This is a genomic window from Paenibacillus sp. GSMTC-2017 (assembly GCF_016019935.1).
Classification (GTDB): Bacteria; Bacillota; Bacilli; order Paenibacillales; family Paenibacillaceae; genus Pristimantibacillus.
Genome location: NZ_JAECMT010000001.1, coordinates 540567 through 558514, shown reverse-complemented (window position 1 = coordinate 558514; position 17948 = coordinate 540567). Strand labels below are relative to the sequence as shown.

The 17948-nt window shown below is 44.2% G+C and carries 18 protein-coding genes; 16 read left to right on the top strand and 2 right to left on the bottom strand.

What is annotated here, in order from left to right; all coding sequences use genetic code 11:
* Window positions 1–26 precede the first annotated feature (26 nt).
* The 4 genes from I6N90_RS02550 to coaD all read left to right on the top strand — a co-directional run bounded on the left by I6N90_RS02550 (window position 27) and on the right by coaD (window position 2501).
* Complete coding sequence (locus tag I6N90_RS02550) at window positions 27–497, top strand: phage holin family protein (RefSeq protein ID WP_197933935.1); 471 nt, start codon at window positions 27–29, stop codon at window positions 495–497.
* Between the two features lie 97 nt (window positions 498–594).
* Window positions 595–1200: an N-acetylmuramoyl-L-alanine amidase gene (locus I6N90_RS02545; RefSeq protein WP_197934772.1), complete on the top strand. Its 606-nt coding sequence runs from the start codon at window positions 595–597 to the stop codon at window positions 1198–1200.
* Between the two features lie 175 nt (window positions 1201–1375).
* Window positions 1376–1972, top strand: a complete 597-nt coding sequence (rsmD, locus tag I6N90_RS02540; RefSeq protein WP_332262381.1) for a 16S rRNA (guanine(966)-N(2))-methyltransferase RsmD — start codon at window positions 1376–1378, stop codon at window positions 1970–1972.
* The gene (gene coaD, locus I6N90_RS02535; RefSeq protein WP_197933933.1) at window positions 1959–2501 is read left to right on the top strand and encodes a pantetheine-phosphate adenylyltransferase; all 543 of its coding nucleotides are present in this window, start codon (window positions 1959–1961) and stop codon (window positions 2499–2501) included. The genes rsmD and coaD overlap by 14 nt, the downstream gene beginning before the upstream one ends.
* A 3-nt stretch (window positions 2502–2504) precedes the next feature.
* Here coaD and I6N90_RS02530 read toward each other — a convergent pair whose 3' ends face one another.
* A complete protein-coding gene (locus I6N90_RS02530) occupies window positions 2505–3737 on the bottom strand; it encodes a nucleoside recognition domain-containing protein (RefSeq protein ID WP_197933932.1) in 1233 nt (410 codons plus the stop codon).
* Between the two features lie 114 nt (window positions 3738–3851).
* On the opposite strand from I6N90_RS02530, the gene I6N90_RS02525 reads away from it, so the two are divergent.
* Window positions 3852–4925 carry a S16 family serine protease gene (locus tag I6N90_RS02525; RefSeq protein ID WP_197933931.1) on the top strand — a complete coding sequence of 358 codons (1074 nt, stop codon included), beginning with the start codon at window positions 3852–3854 and terminating at the stop codon, window positions 4923–4925.
* On the opposite strand, the gene I6N90_RS02520 is transcribed toward I6N90_RS02525, so the two are convergent.
* Window positions 4922–6166: a nucleotidyltransferase gene (locus I6N90_RS02520; RefSeq protein ID WP_197933930.1), complete on the bottom strand. Its 1245-nt coding sequence runs from the start codon at window positions 6164–6166 to the stop codon at window positions 4922–4924. The genes I6N90_RS02525 and I6N90_RS02520 overlap by 4 nt on opposite strands.
* A gap of 160 nt (window positions 6167–6326) precedes the next feature.
* Here I6N90_RS02520 and I6N90_RS02515 point away from each other — a divergent pair, with 160 nt between their 5' ends.
* From I6N90_RS02515 to smc, 11 genes are all read left to right on the top strand, one after another.
* Entirely contained in the window at window positions 6327–6848 is a 522-nt protein-coding gene (locus I6N90_RS02515; protein WP_197933929.1) for a YceD family protein, read from the top strand.
* A gap of 33 nt (window positions 6849–6881) precedes the next feature.
* Window positions 6882–7055, top strand: a complete 174-nt coding sequence (gene rpmF, locus I6N90_RS02510) for a 50S ribosomal protein L32 (RefSeq protein ID WP_006036546.1) — start codon at window positions 6882–6884, stop codon at window positions 7053–7055.
* Between the two features lie 341 nt (window positions 7056–7396).
* A complete protein-coding gene (fapR, locus tag I6N90_RS02505; protein WP_197934771.1) occupies window positions 7397–7990 on the top strand; it encodes a transcription factor FapR in 594 nt (197 codons plus the stop codon).
* Window positions 7974–8963 carry a phosphate acyltransferase PlsX gene (gene plsX / locus I6N90_RS02500; protein WP_197933928.1) on the top strand — a complete coding sequence of 330 codons (990 nt, stop codon included), beginning with the start codon at window positions 7974–7976 and terminating at the stop codon, window positions 8961–8963. Before fapR ends, plsX begins: the two co-directional genes overlap by 17 nt.
* 9 nt (window positions 8964–8972) lie before the next feature.
* Entirely contained in the window at window positions 8973–9959 is a 987-nt protein-coding gene (locus I6N90_RS02495; RefSeq protein ID WP_197933927.1) for a beta-ketoacyl-ACP synthase III, read from the top strand.
* Between the two features lie 49 nt (window positions 9960–10008).
* Window positions 10009–10941 (top strand): ACP S-malonyltransferase, encoded by a 933-nt coding sequence (gene fabD, locus I6N90_RS02490; RefSeq protein ID WP_197933926.1) that lies wholly within the window; start codon window positions 10009–10011, stop codon window positions 10939–10941.
* 20 nt (window positions 10942–10961) lie between these two features.
* Window positions 10962–11711, top strand: coding sequence for a 3-oxoacyl-[acyl-carrier-protein] reductase (fabG, locus tag I6N90_RS02485; RefSeq protein ID WP_197933925.1), 750 nt, complete (start codon window positions 10962–10964; stop codon window positions 11709–11711).
* Window positions 11712–11804: 93 nt separating this feature from the next.
* Window positions 11805–12038, top strand: coding sequence for an acyl carrier protein (acpP, locus tag I6N90_RS02480; RefSeq protein ID WP_087572610.1), 234 nt, complete (start codon window positions 11805–11807; stop codon window positions 12036–12038).
* 153 nt (window positions 12039–12191) lie between these two features.
* Window positions 12192–13433, top strand: a complete 1242-nt coding sequence (gene fabF / locus I6N90_RS02475; RefSeq protein WP_197934770.1) for a beta-ketoacyl-ACP synthase II — start codon at window positions 12192–12194, stop codon at window positions 13431–13433.
* Window positions 13423–14121 (top strand): ribonuclease III, encoded by a 699-nt coding sequence (gene rnc, locus I6N90_RS02470; protein ID WP_197933924.1) that lies wholly within the window; start codon window positions 13423–13425, stop codon window positions 14119–14121. Before fabF ends, rnc begins: the two co-directional genes overlap by 11 nt.
* Before the next feature lie 225 nt (window positions 14122–14346).
* Window positions 14347–17922, top strand: a complete 3576-nt coding sequence (smc, locus tag I6N90_RS02465; protein WP_197933923.1) for a chromosome segregation protein SMC — start codon at window positions 14347–14349, stop codon at window positions 17920–17922.
* The last annotated feature ends 26 nt before the right edge of the window (window positions 17923–17948 follow it).

Here is a 17948-nt window from a genome sequence, read left to right as displayed (position 1 = left end):
TAAAAAATTAATAGGGGTGATACGATTTGGAAAATTTCACATTCAAGTTTTTAGCGAATAGAGATTGGACGATGCTTTACGCCACATCGGGATTTTTTGGTTCATTACTATCATATATGTTTGGCGGGTGGACCGGCATCTTGGAGCTGTTAATAATTGTATTTGGAATCGATTATATCTCTGGAATAGCTGCAAGCATTATTGAAAGAAAAGGTGTTAAAAGTACAGTGGGGTTTATTGGACTAGGGAAAAAAGGGCTAGTGCTGCTTACTGTTTTCCTTGGCTATAAATTGGATCAAGCACTTGGTTTAACTATTGTTATGAATGGTGTAATTTACTTTTGGCTTTCTAACGAAATGGTATCAATATTAGAAAATTATGCTCGTTGTGGACTTAAAACACCAGAAGTTTTCAAAAAAATTCTTACTATTCTTCAAGAGAAAAGCGGAGAGAAAACAGAGATTAAGCCGGATGCCATACAAACTAAAGTGGAATAAAAGTAAGTAAAGAAGGGGAGTAGATCAATTGCTATGTACATACACAAAAAATCACATCCCAAAATCTACACCTCATAATCGTCGTCCTGGGTATTATATGGAAGCGAGTACTATAACAATTCATAATACGGCAAACCCAGCTAGTACAGCAATGAATGAACGTAATTGGCTCACCAATCCTTCTAACAAACGTACAGCAAGTTATCATCTAGTCATTGATGAGAATGAAGTAATAGAGTGCTTGCCACTTAATGAAACTGCTTGGCATTCTGGAGATGGGTCAAGCTCAATGAGTGGAAATAGATCTAGCATAGGAATCGAAATATGCGAAAGTGGAGACTATGAAAAAACGTTAGATAACGCCGTAGCACTTGTAGCTAAGTTGCTCATTGAACGTGGATGGGGTATTGAGAGACTAAGACGACATTTTGATTGGTCAGGAAAAATTTGTCCTAGATTGATGTATGATGGGGGCGAGTGGACTGGATGGACAGAGTTTAAAAAAAGAGTAGCAACTAAGTTGAAACCTGAGATTAAGCCCGTGAGTGAGTATGTTAACATTCGGCTTGATGGAAACTTGTTGGCACAGAAGGGGACGCTCAAAAATGGCGTCACAACTGTTCCCGTAAGAGCTATTGCTGAAGCATTTGGCGCCAAGGTGAGCTTTAATGAAGCAACTAGAACGGTAATTATAGATAAATAACATTAGCCCAGCGGCCCTCGTGGTCGGTGGGTTTATTTGCATTTTCTCAAACGTTTGGTTTTATTTTATAACTTGATTGACGTAATAGGCAGGTCTCACCGCCTCTCTTTTCCTTTATTCTTAAACATAATATATGGTACGATAGGCGGGAATGAAAGCGAGAGGGGTAGTTGCAGTGAGAGTCATTGCGGGCGTGGCTAGAGGGCGCGCGCTTAAAGCCGTGCCGGGAACGAATACAAGACCGACGACGGATAAAGTGAAGGAAGCCATATTTAGTATGATCGGTCCTTATTTTGACGGAGGAACGGTGCTTGATCTGTTTGCAGGAACAGGTGGTCTTGGCATCGAGGCATGGAGTAGAGGCGCAGACAAGATTATTTTGGTAGATAAAGAAAAAACGAGTATCGATATTATTCGTCTAAATGTAAAGACAGCGGGCGCAGAAAGCGCTGTAGAAATATATCGCAACGATGCGGAGCGGGCACTAAAAGCTTTATCCAAACGTGATTTGAAGTTTACGCTCGTTTTTTTGGATCCGCCGTATCGTATGACGGAGATGGACAAACTAATGAATGAGCTTGCAGAAACAGATATGCTTGATCCTGATGCACTTGTCGTTGTTGAGCATGATGCATCTTTCCGTTATCCGGAAGAGATGACGTCATTCCATCAGATCAAATTTGCTAAATACGGTGATACAGCCGTCACAATATATCGTTACGAAAGCATAGCGGATAGCACGGATAGGAGCGAAGTTGATGACAACAACTAATAACGAACCAACCAAGGAAACTAGTCCATTCGTCAAAAAGGAAAGAATCGCGGTATACCCTGGAAGCTTTGATCCTGTTACCTACGGTCATCTGGATATTATTCGAAGATCTGCTAAACAATTTGATCGATTGATCGTTGCTGTCCTCAACAATTCGAGTAAAAATCCGCTGTTTTCAGTTGAGGAGCGCAAAGAACTGCTAACTGAGGTAACAAAAGATATTCCCAATGTAGAAATTGACAGCTTCCGCGATCTTCTAGTTAGATTTATGAAGTCAAAGCAAGCTGATGTCATTATTCGCGGCATCCGTTCTGTTACCGATTTTGAATATGAACTGACGCTTGCCTCAACAAATCATCTTCTTGATGCTGATATTGACACGATGTTTATGATGACTAATCCGAAATACTCATACTTAAGTTCCAGCATTGTAAAAGAAATCGCTCAGTTCCACGGTGAGGTGCGCGAGCTTGTTCCGCCAGAAGTTGAAGTCAGACTGTCAGCTAAATACCAAGCCAAAAAACAGTAATGATTAGTGATGCAATCGTGGGGGACGAGTTCTGCCTACTATTAAATATACAATTGACATAACGATGAGTAAGAGGCCAATAAGTGCAACTGAATAAGGCCAGAGGACAGGTAATTCATCGATTCCTAGTGTTGAAAGCGGCATACTTACGTTTGCAGATGAAGCATGGTACTGCCCGGATAATATAACGGGAAAGCTCCCATGGGGAACGAGTTTATGGAAAAGCCAGCTTAGCGGATGCCATAAAAGCAACGTAAGTAAAAAGGCATGTAATGCATGGTTCAATCGATGAGCAACAAACGGCATTAGCTTAAGGTCGGTCCCAGCAACAGCGTAACCGGTTTGCAAAATGCCGCTAAGCCCGCTCCAAGCCAGAATAGCAGCGATTATGGCTGAGCCAAATGCTGCATCCATACCAGCGGAGTTCCAGACGGCTGCAGCATAAGCTCCTAGATGACTTTCGAATATGGCAGGACCAGCAAATGGCAAGCCTAGTTTCAGTAAAGGTGCAAGGAGCGGCTCAGTCAGCTTAGCTATTACTGCTGCGAAGATCATGAAGCCACCAATCATCATCAGCTTTTGTACACTATTTGTGACAGCGTCTCCGAGCACTTTCCCAAAACTTCGTCCATCTTGCTCTCTACCTGTCTGAAGAGCTAACGAAGCAGAGCGAATAGAACCGAGACGTGGCCCACTTTCATTGTCGAGTACAGCTGGCTGCACATCATTCGGTTTCTTTTGAAAGAGTGAAGCAATCAAAAGCAGCCAAATGGCAGAAATCCAAACGGATGCTGCTATCATAATGCCTGCAAACGGCTTGTGTAGGAAACCTGCGCCGATAACTACTAACATAAATAATGGGTTTGGCATATGGGCATATGCTAACAAGCGTTGGCCTTGTGCCTGATCTATCAACTCACGTTTCCTTAATGACGCGACAGCCTCGGAACCTGAAGGGTAACCTCCTAACCAGCCAAAGACGATTGCTAGAGCTGCCTCTCCAGGTAGTTTAATAAGTCGTTTTGTGGAAGGTTCCAGTAGCGCACCTAATGCATGGGCGAGGCCAAAGGCAAGCATAATCTCGTATAATACAAGAAAGGGAAGTAATCCCGGAAAGACGATATTCCACCAGACTGTAAGTCCCTGCAGCGAAGCTTGGAAAGATTCATCTGGCTGCAAGATGATACTGGAGACTAATAGAATAGAGACAATGGCGAGAAGGATGGTTTTGTACAATTCCGTTCAACTCCTCAGCTTTCTTGGACAAACCTGTTCGTTTAATAGTACGCTAATCGCTTTAGAGATAGACCATTGTCTCATTGTGCAAGCATAGAATGGAGGAATCAGCCTATGCGGAAAAGCATGCCGATAGTACGAAGAGTCATATTATCGGCTTCGATAACGGCTTTTGCGATGTGGTTGCTGTTATACTCGCCAACTCCATATGTCGTATATGAGCCTGGACTTGCTGTGCCGGTTAATCCTATGATTACTTTGGAAGGTACGTCAGCCAATAATGGGGATAGTGGTGAATTTATGCTTACTGCGGTCAAATTAACTGCTCCTAACTTGTGGGGCGTTCTTTGTGCTGTTTTCGATTCGGATCGGGATGTGTACATGAAGAAGGATGTATTCCGAGGTGAGTCCCAAAAGCAGTATGCAGAACGACTTACTGTAATTATGGAGGGCTCGCAAAATGACGCAGTTGAAGCGGTATATCGATACTTACATATTCCGTATGAGGCCAAGACAGAATCGATAATCGTATCGGATGTTTATCATATCGATGGCGTACGAGATAGTCCTTTTCGCAGAGGAGATCACGTAGTTGGTCTTAATAGTGGAGAAAGATTCCGCAGTGTGGAGGATGCCATATCTAAGCTGAGATTGGCGTGGGATGGTAAAGATGGCAGCACAATTTCACTTGATGTTGAGCGTCAAGGTAAGGTAATGTCAGTTGATATTGCTTTAACTGACGTGGCTCAAGGCGAATGGACAGCGGAGCATCTAGCAAAGTTGCTAGGGGTGACAGGTTTTACGGAACTTCGATCTATTTTGCCAAATGATCAAAAGCAACAACTTAACATTGCAGCGGGGGAAATAGGTGGACCTTCTGCAGGTTTGGTATTTACCCTTCAAGGGATAGATCTACTCACAGACGGAGAATTGTCAGGTGGAGCTCGCATCGCTGCGACGGGGACGATTGATGGGGAAGGCAAGATTGGCGCAATAGGCGGAATTAAACAGAAGGTTGTCATTACAAGCGAGCAAGGCGCAGACCTCTTCCTCGTGCCGAAGCAAAATGAGAAGGCTGCCCGCGCCAAAGCAAAGTCGATGAAATCGGAGATGAAAGTTGTAGCTGTTGAAACGCTGCAGGAAGCAATTAATGCTATCTCAGCTTTCCAATCGCAATCCAAACATTAGCCGAAAATTGGTTTATCGCGGTAATCACGATAGAGGGAAGTAACGATATCAGCGTCTGGGATACCAAGCATATAGGCATTGCTCGCTTGAACGTCCATTTCCAAATAGTTGCACGATTGCGGTGGTCTAGCTGCACTCATCAATACGGGAAGTTTTGATGATGTTCGCATTCTTTTAAGAAGTTGCCGACCCTTATCTGAAAATCCGAGTACTCGAATATATTGAACGCCAGTAGACAACTTGTCGGGTGAGAAATCTGACTTCCTATGACCTAAAAGGATGGACAACAATGCTCTTTGCAGTTTAGTCCTTGTATAACGTTTGGTTTTCAACAATGAAAGCAACTGTTCAAAATTAGCGGACGTTAAGTTTGGTAAGTTATTCAAAATGCGATGTTCCAATCCTTCGGATAGTTCATTCATATCTGAAAGTTGCTGGGCGGAATGAGTTAACATAGTGTGCATTAGCGGTACAATATAATTGTCCCAACTTATTGGTTTCATACCTTTTGCCCAGCATTTATCGATAATATCGTAAGTGGTTGATGGAATGTAGCTTTGAATTTCCTTTACGGATTGATGAATTAATAATTGTTTTCTTAAAGCCGTCGCACTTGCGATTTCCCCATCAGTAATAGTATCCTGATTGTATTGCGCCCTTTCTCTTGCAATAGTAAAAGGCCTCATTACTCCTTTTATTCTTTTTAGGGCTAGTAAATAATGCAGAGCTAGTGTATGATTGGGCATTGCGTAAGGAAATTTTGCAAACCCTGCATATCCTTGTTCTTCCAAATAAGTACTTATAGATGTGCTAAATGCGCTAGGATAGCTAGTGCCCGTAGCAAGCTGCTCTTTTAGGATCGTTTTGAATGCGGGCGGTTCATCAACAATTAGCTCTGCTGCCATTTGAAGTGGTTCGAGTTGACCACTTTCCGTACCGAAGCAGAAAGCGTCTACGACGCCAGTTGCTTCAAGAAGCGATACAGAACCGTAAGCGAACCATTCGGCTGCTTGAGTTGCATAGGCGACAGGTAACTCAATAACTAAGTCGCAGCCACCTGCGAGTGCCATTCGCGTTCTTGTCCACTTGTCCCACATGGCAGGTTCGCCTCTTTGGAGAAAGTGTCCGCTCATGACAGCGACAACGGTGTCGGCACCTGTTATTTTGCGAGATTGCTGCAAATGATAATAATGTCCATTATGAAATGGGTTGTATTCTACAATAACTCCGACGGCGCGCATGAAGCTTCAACCTCTCTTGTATTTTCTAGTGGTTTCACTATAGCATAGAGAGGGCGGCCAATCACGATTATATGTGTTTAATGCGAATTGGAAACGCGAAATTGTTGACAAAAGGGTATAAAAATAGCTATAATAATCTTTGTTTGTTTGGGGTGATAGTATGCAGTTTCGTATGCAAGAGATGATGGCCAAAGGCCTGAAGTCAACTATTAAAGAAGATCTGGATGTAAGTGGCCTCTTCGAGGGGCGGATCGATGTCATTAGTACAAGTCCGCTGCACATATCGCTTGAGGTTGTCGGTCATGATGGATTTATTACGGCTGACGGCGAACTATCCGCTGATCTAGTATTGGCGTGCTCACGTTGTTTGGAGCCGACCAAGGCACATACGGTTATCCCATTCTTTGAGCAGTTTAAGCCTGCTTCCAAAGGTGATCCTGAGGAAGACACAGGCGAGGACGAAGATAGTGATTTTGTCGAAGTTGAAGCGGACAAACTGGACTTGAAGCCTTATGTGGAAGAAGCACTTCAATTGTTTATGCCATTTGCCCCGCTTTGCGATGGAAAATGTAAGGGACTCTGTCAGTCATGTGGACAGAACTTAAATGAGCGTACATGCGATTGTAATAACGAGCGGGTTGACCCTCGATTTGCTTCGCTGAAGGATCTATTTAAGGATTAAGAGTGATTGAATTTTGTGAAGGAGGTGGGAAATATGGCAGTACCTCAACGTAGAACATCCAAGACTCGCCGCGACAAACGTCGTACGCATTTCAAATTGGCAGTACCTGGTATGGTGAAGTGCGAGCAATGTGGAGAGCTTAAGTTGGCTCACCATGTATGCAAAGTTTGTGGATATTACAAAACAAAAGAGATCATTTCCCAATAATTAATGATTTCAATGATAGCACTTCATCTAGCGGTGAAGTGCTATTTTTTTGATTTCATTAAGGAAAATGATTTTACACATAAGAATATGTTCGTTCTGAGATTACTCGGATAACAAGTTCTTATTGGCGATAAAACGTACCTCTAGCCGCGGTCGTTCATCATGAGTTGACCGCGATAGAGGTTTTCTCATATACTTAATTAGTACCAGGTGATAAAAATAAACGCTTTACATATATTTATATGGAATATGCCATTTTCGCTTCTAACATTCATTTGTGAGTGTACCTAGGTATTCTAGAAATCACTACAGACTAAAAGGTGGTGCCGAGCATGGAACGAATGCCCAAACGGCAGCGGCATCAGCAGCTGGCCCAGTGTATAGAAGAAAATCCTTTTATAACCGATCGTGAGCTTACTCGTTTTCTAAAAGTTAGTATCCAAACGATTCGACTTGATCGGATGGAGCTTGGTATTCCTGAACTTAGAGAGCGCATGAAGCTGATGGCGGAACGCTCCTATGATTCTGTTCGCTCATTGCCGTTACATGAAGTTATCGGTGAGATTGTTGATTTGGAGCTGGACAAGAGCGGTATTTCTATCTTTGAAATTCGCGAAGAACATGTCTTTTCTCGAACAGCTATTGCTAGGGGGCACCATGTGTTTGCACAGGCGAACTCACTTGCGGTAGCGGTCATTAACGATGCGATTGCACTTACAGTAACTGCAGATATTCGCTTTATCCGCCCGGTTAAGCTGGGAGAGAAGTGTATAGCTAAAGCTTATGTCCGATCCATTTCAGGGGAACGTGGCAAGTCTAAAGTTGAACTTTTCACATATGTAGGTGACGAGATGGTGTTTCAAGGCAATTTCGTGATCTATCGATCTGAAGGTGAAGCAGACAGAGGAGGAGATGAAAGTGCGGATCGCCATTGATGCAATGGGTGGAGATCATGCCCCCGCGCTTATTGTTCAAGGAGCATTGGAAGCTGCGGCGGAATGGCCAGATACGGAACTTTTGTTAGTTGGAGATAAGGCGGCGATTGAGCCACTTTTGAAGGACAACCTTCCGGCTAATGTTAAAATCATTCACGCGGATGATGTTATCGGTCCTGATGATGAGCCAGTCAAAGCAGTTAGAAGGAAAAAAGGCGCGTCGATGGTTGTAGCAGGTCAACTGGTCAAAGAGAAGCAAGCCGACGCTATGTTATCTGCAGGCAATACAGGTGCGCTTATGACTACTGGGCTGCTAATAGTTGGTCGGATGGACGGTATTGAACGTCCTGCTCTTGCCCCGATGATGCCAACGATGGATGATGTTGGTGTGCTCGCACTTGATTTAGGTGCGAATATGGATGCGAAGCCGGAACATTTGCTTCAATACGCAATAATGGGCAGTATATATCGCTCTAAAGTTCACGGACTGAAGGAGCCGCGTGTCGGCTTGCTCAATGTTGGTACTGAAGCTAAGAAGGGCAACGAGACAACTAAAGCTGCATTTGATCTGCTTGAGAAAGCACCGATAAACTTCATCGGAAATGTGGAAGCGAGAGACATATTGAATCGTAGTTGTGATGTGCTCATCTGTGACGGCTTTGCAGGGAATATAATGCTTAAGTCGATGGAAGGTACGGCAGGTACAATTTTCAATATGCTTAAGGAAGCGTTCGGCAGCTCTTTGCTGACGAAAGTTGCTGCGGCAATTATGCTTCCAAAGCTTAAACAATTGAAGAAGAAGATGGATTATAAGGAGCATGGCGGCGCTCCACTCCTTGGATTGAATGGTCTTGTCGTTAAGTGCCACGGTTCGTCTGACGTTAGAGCAGTGAAAAATGCTGTTCGACAAGCACGAATCGCACTTCAGGGAAATTTGATCGACTCGATCTCCGCAGAAATTAACGGGAAGTGAGTGTGTGACATGAGTTTGCAACCTGTAGGCATTATTGGAACAGGCAAATATGTGCCTGAACGTATTATAACGAATCAACATCTAGAACAAATGGTGGAAACGAATGACGAGTGGATCGTAACGCGTACAGGAATTAAAGAACGCAGAATGGCAGCAGCTTCGGAAGCGACTTCCGACCTTGCGCTGGAAGCATCCAAACGCGCAATAGAAGCTGCAGGACTGACTGCTGAAGATATCGATTTAATTATCGTTGCAACGATTACACCGGACATGTTCTTTCCATCAACGGCCTGTTTATTGCAAAGTAAGTTAGGTGCAAGCAAAGCGGCAGCATTCGATTTGTCAGCTGCCTGCTCCGGTTTCATCTACGGCTTAGCAACAGCGTCAAGTATGATTACTTCTGGAATGTACAAGCATGTACTTGTTGTAGGGGCGGAAACATTATCGCGCATCACTGATTATACTGATCGTAATACTTGCATCCTGTTTGGAGATGGCGCAGGGGCAGTCGTTCTAGGCCACGTTGCTGAAGGACGCGGTTTCAAATCTTTCGAGCTTGGAGCAGATGGCAGTGGCGGCGAACTTCTGAAAGTGAGCGGTGGCGGTTCACGAATTCCTGCTTCTGAAGAAAGTGTATCGACAAAACAACATTTTATTCATATGGCTGGTAACGATGTATTCAAATTTGCGGTTCGTATTATGGGCAGTGCGGCAGAAGATGCACTTGCAAAAGCGGGTATGACCAAAGAAGATATCGATCTTCTTATTCCGCACCAAGCTAACATTCGCATTATTCAATCTGCAATGAATCGTCTAAACCTCCCTGAGGAGAAGGCGATGATTAATTTGCACAACTACGGCAATATGTCCGCTGCATCCATTCCGGTTGCACTAGCTGAAGCTGTTGAGCAAAATCGGATTAAGGAAGGCGACCGTATCGTATTCGTTGGCTTCGGCGGCGGATTAACATGGGGTTCGTCAGTACTAGTTTGGTAGAAATGTATAAGTTGCAATGAAGTTGTTCATGGTGTAGGGGGAGAAATCGTTGACTAAAACGGCATTCGTATTTCCAGGGCAAGGAGCTCAAGTTGTCGGAATGGGGAAAGACGCTTACGATACGTTCGAAAGTGCCCGAATTATTTTCGATGAAGCAAACGAAGCATTAGGCTTTGATTTGAAATCACTGATCTTCGACGGTCCAGATGAGCTATTGAAACAAACGGCTAATACTCAACCAGCACTGCTTACTGTTAGTGTTGCTTTCCTGAAGTTGCTTGAAGGCAGTGGACTAAGGGCTGATTACGTAGCAGGCCATAGTTTGGGTGAGTATAGTGCTCTTGTTGCAGCTGACGTTCTTTCTTTTAAGGACGCCGTTCGCACAGTTCGGGCCCGCGGATTGTATATGGAGCAGGCTGTTCCGAGTGGACAAGGTGCGATGGCAGCTGTACTTGGCGCTGAACGTGAAGCGCTGGCTAGTCTGTGCACAACGATTTCGGCGGAAGGTTCGGCAGTTGAGCTTGCTAATGTGAATTGTCCAGGCCAGATCGTAGTGTCTGGTACAGCTGCTGGTGTCCAAGCGGTAGTTGAAAGAGGCAAAGATGAAGCCGGTGCAAAGCGGGTCATTCCGCTAGAGGTTAGTGGTCCGTTCCATTCATCCTTAATGAAGCCTGCTGCTGAACAACTAGCAAGTACGCTTGCAAATGTAAATGTAGGCAATGCTTCGATTCCGGTTGTTGCGAATGTAACAGCACGTGAAGAAGTCCAAGGTAGCGAGCTTCGTAAGTTGCTAGTAGAGCAAGTGTATTCGCCTGTACTTTGGGAGGATAGCATCCGTTATTTGCTCGAGCAAGGTGTAGATACGTTTGTTGAGATTGGTTCAGGTACTGTACTGGCAGGACTTATCAAAAAAATCGATAAAAATGTTCGCATCATATCGATCAATAACATTTCCGCGCTGGAAGCGTTACAGGTCAATTAACGATATCGGAGGTAAATGTTATGTTTGCTAGTTTGGAAGGCAAGAAGGCGCTCGTTACGGGTGCATCGAGAGGTATCGGAAGAGCCATTGCTATCGCTCTTGCGGAAGCGGGCGCAGATGTTGCTATTAATTATTCTGGCAATGAAGCGTCTGCTGCGGAGACAGCTGCTGCTGTAGAGGCGCTTGGACGACGTGCATTCATCGTTAAAGCAAATGTTGGTAAAGCAGCGGAGTTTGATGCAATGGTCAAAGATGTGCTTGAGCAGTTCGGAGCACTAGATATTTTAGTTAATAATGCTGGTATTACTAGAGATAACCTAATTATGCGAATGAAGGAAGAGGAGTTCGATTCAGTAATCGAAACGAATCTTAAAGGAGTCTTTAACGGTATAAAAGCCGTATCCCGTTCGATGATGAAGCAACGCTCTGGTCGTATTATTAATATTTCGTCGGTTGTTGGCGTTCTTGGTAATCCGGGTCAAGCTAACTATGTTGCTGCCAAAGCGGGTGTAATTGGCCTGACGAAGGCTAGTGCTCGTGAGTTGTCTTCACGCGGTATTACAGTCAACTGTGTTGCCCCAGGATTTATCCAAACGGAAATGACGGATAAATTGTCGGATGACATGAAAGAGACGTTGTCTGGACAGATCCCGTTAGCGCGTCTGGGAGAAGCTACGGACATCGCGAATGTTGTTCGATTCCTTGCTTCTGACGCTGCTGCATATATGACCGGACAGACCGTTCACGTAGATGGCGGCATGTATATGTAGCACGCACTGCTGCTCTAAAACTGCTTAACCTAAAAGGTAAAGTTGGCATTTTATCAGTAATTCTCGTATAATACGGTGGAGGAGGTGAACCGGATGTCTGAAGTAGTAGATCGCGTTAAACGTATTGTCATCGACCGCCTAGGCGTAGACGAAGCAGAGGTAACACTAGAAGCTTCTTTCAAAGATGACCTCGGCGCTGACTCTCTTGACGTTGTAGAATTGGTCATGGAGCTAGAAGACGAGTTTGATATGGAAATCTCTGATGAAGATGCAGAGAAAATCACTACGGTGGGAGAAGTTGTAACTTACATACAATCTCATACCTAAGGATGGACAAGTCCCGTCGTAACAGACGGGACTTCTCTCCATGTTAACTGTCTTTATCTCACATTTTACTTAAATAATGAAGCTTTTTAGCTATTTATATACATGAAGATTACGCTAGCGGTCTTCTATACGCTGTCTGCAGAGGTGAATGTAATGAAACAAAGAGTTGTCGTTACAGGCATGGGGGTTATGACCTCGCTTGGTTCTGATTTGGAGCAATTCTGGAGTAACTTGCTTGAAGGGAAATCTGGTGTTTCTGTCGTTGAGGCATTTGATTTTTCTGAATATCCAACACGTATCGCTGCTGAGATCAAAAACTTCAATCCAGAAGACTACGGTTTGGATAGAAAAGAAGCGCGCCGAATGGATCGTTTCGTGCAATTTGCGGCAGTAGCGAGTAATCTTGCTGTCCAAGATGCTGGTCTTCAAATCGGTGAAAACGCTGATCCAGAACGTGTAGGTGTAATGATCGGCTCCGGCATCGGCGGACTTGGTACTTGGGAGGATCAGCATAATATCCTTCTAGAGAAAGGTCCAAAACGAGTTAGTCCATTTTTTATCCCGATGATGATTGCTAATATGGCATCCGGCCAAGTGTCGATGTTAACTGGCGCAAAAGGACCTAACAGCACTGCAGTTACTGCATGTGCAACAGGGACTCACTCCATTGGTGATTCTTTCAAAATGATTCAACGCGGCGATGCTGACGTTATGCTCGCAGGCGGTGCGGAAGCAACGATCCGTCCAACTGGAATGGCTGGTTTCTGTTCTATGAGAGCAATGTCAGTGCGTAATGACGAGCCTCATAAGGCAAGTCGTCCGTTCGACGTTGACCGCGATGGTTTCGTTATGGGCGAAGGTGCAGGCGTTCTCGTTCTTGAATCACTCGAACACGCAAAGGCGCGCGGTGCCAAAATCTACGCAGAAGTTATCGGCTATGGAATGAGCGGTGACGCTCATCATATGACTGAGCCTGATCCTGATGGAGCAGCACGTTGTATGACTAAGGCGATCAAGGATGCTGGAATTGAACCGTCGGACATCGATTATATTAATGCACATGGAACGTCAACACCTGTTGGTGATCGTTCTGAAACAACTGCTATTAAGAAAACGTTTGGAGAGCATGCTTATAAAGTAGCAATCAGCTCGACGAAATCGATGACTGGTCACTTGCTTGGCGCGGCTGGCGGTGTAGAAGCGGTAATTCTTGGGCTAACACTGAAAAACAGCATCATTGCACCAACGATAAATCTGGACAATCAGGATCCAGAGTTTGACTTGGATTATGTACCAAACAAACCGCGTGAGGCGAATGTAAAGGTTGCCCTTTCCAATTCATTTGGATTTGGTGGACATAACGCGACGATCGTGATGAAAGCATATGAAGAATGACAACTTTGACGAGCTGCAGCAGACGCTGCAGCTCGCTTTCAAGCGCACGAAGTTATTAAGGCAAGCATTCACGCACACTTCCTATGTAAATGAACATAAACGCGGCTTCGTACAAGATAATGAACGACTAGAGTTTCTAGGAGATGCAGTGCTTCAGCTACTTGTCTCTGAATATTTGTTCAATACTTATCCGAAGCGTCCTGAAGGTGAATTAACAAGGATGCGTGCATCGGTTGTATGTGAGCCATCGCTCGCATATTTCGCAGAAAGGCTTGAGCTCGGAAAACATGTTCTACTGGGACGTGGAGAAGAGCAACTAGGAGGAAGACATCGGCAAGCACTACTTGCAGATTTGTTTGAATCCTTTATTGGAGCGATATTCCTTGATGCAGGTATTGAACGTACAAGAGTTTTTCTAGAAGCTCATATGTTCCCGTACATAGAATCAAATGATTTTGGCTTACTTATGAAGGATGCTAAATCTAAGCTTCAAGAACGTTCTCAGCATTATGGTCTTGGTCCTGTGGAATACCGAATTTTGGAAGAAAGAGGGCCTGCTCACGATAGAGAGTTTGTTGTCGAGGTTAGTCTTGGCGAGGAACGTTATGGTGTAGGGGCTGGACGTACAAAGAAGGAAGCAGAGCAAAGAGCTGCAGCCGAAGCGTGGAACAAACTTTCACAAACTTAGTAGCTTACATATCCGCATTCAAATGCTTGAACGGTTATGTATGTATAGTAATTATGTAATCCCTTCCGGTCGTTTGGCTGGAGGGGATTTTTTTGGAATAGAGTATGCAATAAGCGCTTGAAATATGGGACTAAAGTTATATATTGGAGGGTAGCCAAGGTAGTGAAATGATTAACGCAAATAACAAATTTGTGATACAATGGTGGGTGAGGTGAAAGCCAAGCCATGTTTTTGAAACGGATTGAATTAGCAGGTTTTAAATCCTTCGCCGACAAGACGGAATTGGAATTTGTAACCGGAATTACAGCGGTAGTTGGGCCGAATGGCTCCGGGAAAAGTAACATATCCGATGGCATCCGCTGGGTTCTAGGGGAGCAAAGTGCCAAAAGTCTTCGTGGTGGCAAAATGGAGGATATTATATTCGCTGGAAGTGACGCGCGTAAAGCAGTCAATTACGGTGAGGTGTCATTGACCTTGGATAATACGGACGGGGCATTGCCGCTAGAGTATAACGAAGTTACGGTAACTAGAAGGGTTCATCGTAGCGGAGATAGTGAATATTTGATTAATAAACAACCATGCCGTCTAAGAGATATTACGGAATTGTTTATGGATACAGGTATCGGTAAAGAAGCATATTCGATTATTGGTCAAGGACGTATTGAGGAAATATTAAGTACACGTTCAGAGGATCGTAGAGGAATATTCGAGGAAGCGGCGGGTATAGTCAAATATAAGTCGCGCAAACGTGAGGCACAAAAAAAACTGGATGAGACGGAGCAAAATTTGCTGCGGATTCATGATCTAGTGACAGAGCTTGAAGATCAGGTTGAACCACTGCGGAAGCAGTCGGAGAAAGCTATACACTTCAAAGCTTTGAAGGAGCAGCTCAAATCTAAAGAAATTTCCATGTACGTACATAATATAGAGACGGTACATCAATCATGGTCTGAGGCAACCGATAAGCTCGGGAAGCTCCAAGAAGAACAGCTTCAATTATCGACAGTTGTTAACAAACATGATGCTCATCTTGAACAAGATCGGCAGCAACTGCGAGGACTTGAGCTTGAACTGGACAATTTGCATGAATCCATGCTTCAAATTAGTGAGGACGCGGAGAAATGTGAAGGATATGGTGAAGTTCTGAAAGAGCGGAAACGTAATTTGGAGCAAAACAAACGTCAACTTGAAGAATCGATTGCTGTTCAAGATACTCGTATTACTGCACTTACGAAAAATGAAGCCGAGTTTAGAAGTCGTGCTGCAACACTTGAACTTGAACTTGCTGATTTGCGTACGAAGCTTGCTTATGAAGAAGCTAATCTAATTGGAGTTGCTGGTGGAGCTGTTATAGATGCTGAGGAGAAGCTGAAAGGCGAACTTTTGGACATTCTTAGTAGTATGGCCCAAGTTCGTAATGAGATTCGTTATGCGACGCAGCAACAAGAAACACTGCAGCGGCGCATGGAGAGAATTAGCGAAGATGAATTAAAGTGGTCAGAGCAAGGAGCTAAACTTGCCAAACGTCGCTCGGATTTGGAATCAGCTCTAATAGAAACCATTGAGAAGCTTGAGCAGACGAGAAATCGTATGTTAGAAGAGTCAGGACAAATGAAGTCGCTTGCACAACATTTAGATGACATTATGTCTGCTATACGCAAGTGGGAGCAGAAGCTGGACAGTCATATTTCTAGACGTGACACGATGAAAGAAATGCAAGACGCGCTTGACGGTTTTATGCAGGGTGTTAAAGAAGTACTTAAGTCTGCACGTAGAGGTTCTGGAGCACTTGAAGGTGTTCATGGCGCGGTTGCTGAACTTATGCGAGTGCCTGAACGTATTGAAGTTGCTGTAGAAACAGCACTTGGTGGAGCACTTCAACACATCGTTATGGAAGATGAACGAACAGCGCGAACAGCGATTTCTTTTTTAAAGCAGAGACAACTTGGACGAGCAACCTTCTTACCGCTTGATGTCATTCGTGGACGTATGGTACCTGACAGTGACAAACGAATGGCTGCGTCGATTGAAGGCTTTATCGGTGTTGCCGCAGATTTAGTGCAATGTGATGATCGTTATCAGGCGATTATTAATAATTTGCTCGGTAATGTTATGTTAGCGGAGACGTTGGAACAAGCGAATCGTATTGCGTCCAAATGCCAATATCGCTACCGTATCGTGACACTTGAAGGCGATGTCGTCAATGCAGGTGGTTCGATGACAGGCGGAAGTTTGCAAAAGAAAGGCGCTAGTTTGCTCGGCAGAGGTCGTCAAATTGAGGCGCTTGATCAAGAAATTAAAGATGCTAAAACAACAGTAGTGGAGCTGAGGAACAAACTTAGTGATCTACGCAAAGAAAATGCTATTCGTTCCCAAAACATGGAGGAACTCCGGACGCAATCGGAGCAAGGACGTATCCAAGAACAGGGTATCCATGCGGAGCTTCAACAGCTCAAATCGGAAGAAAAACATCTTATGGAGCAGAGCCAGCTATCAACCTCAGATAAAAGTACTCATATTGAAGAGGAGCAAAAGATTCAAGAGGCTGCTGCAACTGCGAAAATTAAGCTTGAGCAGTTGACATTAGATGAAGCAAGACTACAAGAAGCGATTCGTTTGGCTGAGGAACGACGCAAAGAAAGTGAATCTGCCAAAGAGGAACTTCAAGGTCAATTGACGGATATTAAGATTGCAGTAGCGAAAACTGATCAAGAAAAACTTAGCTTCCAAGATCAAGCTGATCGTGTAAGAACGGATGTTCAGAGTGCAAAACAGGATTTGTCGAATTTACGATCTTTGGCAGCTCAACAAGAAGTGGAGCTCGGCAGGCATAGTGAAGAGAGCATAGCTCAAATTGCACAACTGAACGATTTGCGAATCAAAAAAGCGAACTGCGCAGAGCAGACTGATTTGAAAAGATCAGCTAGAGCGAAACGTATCTCAGAGCTTGAACAAGGTGAGAGCGAGACGAAGGAACAGCGGACTAGACTTCGTTCAGTTGAAGAACAGATGCGTAGCACTGAAATCGCAGTGAACCGACAAGATGTTGAGCTGGACAACTTGTTACGCAAATTAAGTGAAGAATACGAACTTAGCTATGAATTAGCCAAGGAACAGTATCCTCTTCCGGAAGATGTTCTGGGCACACAAAATGACGTTCGCGATATAAGGCGTCAAATTAGTGCACTTGGTGATGTTAACTTAGGTGCAATCGAAGAATACGATCGAGTGAAGGAAAGATATCAATTCCTATTCGAGCAAAAAAATGATTTAGTCGAAGCGAAAACTACGCTTTACCAAGTTATCAAAGAAATGGACGACGAGATGTCGAAACGATTCAAAACGACATTTGAAGCGATTAGATCTCATTTTGTCGTCGTATTCAGTAAGTTGTTCGGTGGTGGACGTGCTGATTTGATCTTGGTTGAACCCGATCGTGTGTTAGACACGGGCATCGATATCGTCGCACAGCCTCCGGGTAAGAAGTTGCAAAACTTGCAGCTATTATCGGGTGGAGAAAGGGCATTAACAGCAATAGCATTATTATTTGCAATTTTACAAGTTAAGCCTGTACCATTCTGTGTACTCGATGAAGTTGAAGCAGCGCTCGATGAAGCTAACGTTTCAAGATTCGCTCAGTACTTGCGCGAGTTTTCGGAGCTTACACAATTTATTGTAGTTACTCATCGAAAAGGTACAATGGAGGAAGCCGATGTGCTCTATGGAGTTACAATGGAGGAAGGCGGCGTTTCAAAACTTGTTTCGGTTCGTATGGAGGAAGAAGAGTCAGTATCAGCATAACAAGTTACTAGCGTGACAATCGTGAT

Coding starts and splice junctions, on each gene's coding strand:
- fabG (WP_197933925.1), top strand. CDS start 10,962: ATGTTTGCTAGTTTGGAAGGCAAGAAGGCGCTCGTTACGGGTGCATCG.
- I6N90_RS02545 (WP_197934772.1), top strand. CDS start 595: ATGGAAGCGAGTACTATAACAATTCATAATACGGCAAACCCAGCTAGT.
- fabF (WP_197934770.1), top strand. CDS start 12,192: ATGAAACAAAGAGTTGTCGTTACAGGCATGGGGGTTATGACCTCGCTT.
- coaD (WP_197933933.1), top strand. CDS start 1,959: ATGACAACAACTAATAACGAACCAACCAAGGAAACTAGTCCATTCGTC.
- acpP (WP_087572610.1), top strand. CDS start 11,805: ATGTCTGAAGTAGTAGATCGCGTTAAACGTATTGTCATCGACCGCCTA.
- I6N90_RS02495 (WP_197933927.1), top strand. CDS start 8,973: ATGAGTTTGCAACCTGTAGGCATTATTGGAACAGGCAAATATGTGCCT.
- I6N90_RS02525 (WP_197933931.1), top strand. CDS start 3,852: ATGCGGAAAAGCATGCCGATAGTACGAAGAGTCATATTATCGGCTTCG.
- rpmF (WP_006036546.1), top strand. CDS start 6,882: ATGGCAGTACCTCAACGTAGAACATCCAAGACTCGCCGCGACAAACGT.
- I6N90_RS02515 (WP_197933929.1), top strand. CDS start 6,327: ATGCAGTTTCGTATGCAAGAGATGATGGCCAAAGGCCTGAAGTCAACT.
- rnc (WP_197933924.1), top strand. CDS start 13,423: ATGAAGAATGACAACTTTGACGAGCTGCAGCAGACGCTGCAGCTCGCT.
- I6N90_RS02520 (WP_197933930.1), bottom strand. CDS start 6,166: ATGCGCGCCGTCGGAGTTATTGTAGAATACAACCCATTTCATAATGGA.
- fapR (WP_197934771.1), top strand. CDS start 7,397: ATGCCCAAACGGCAGCGGCATCAGCAGCTGGCCCAGTGTATAGAAGAA.
- smc (WP_197933923.1), top strand. CDS start 14,347: ATGTTTTTGAAACGGATTGAATTAGCAGGTTTTAAATCCTTCGCCGAC.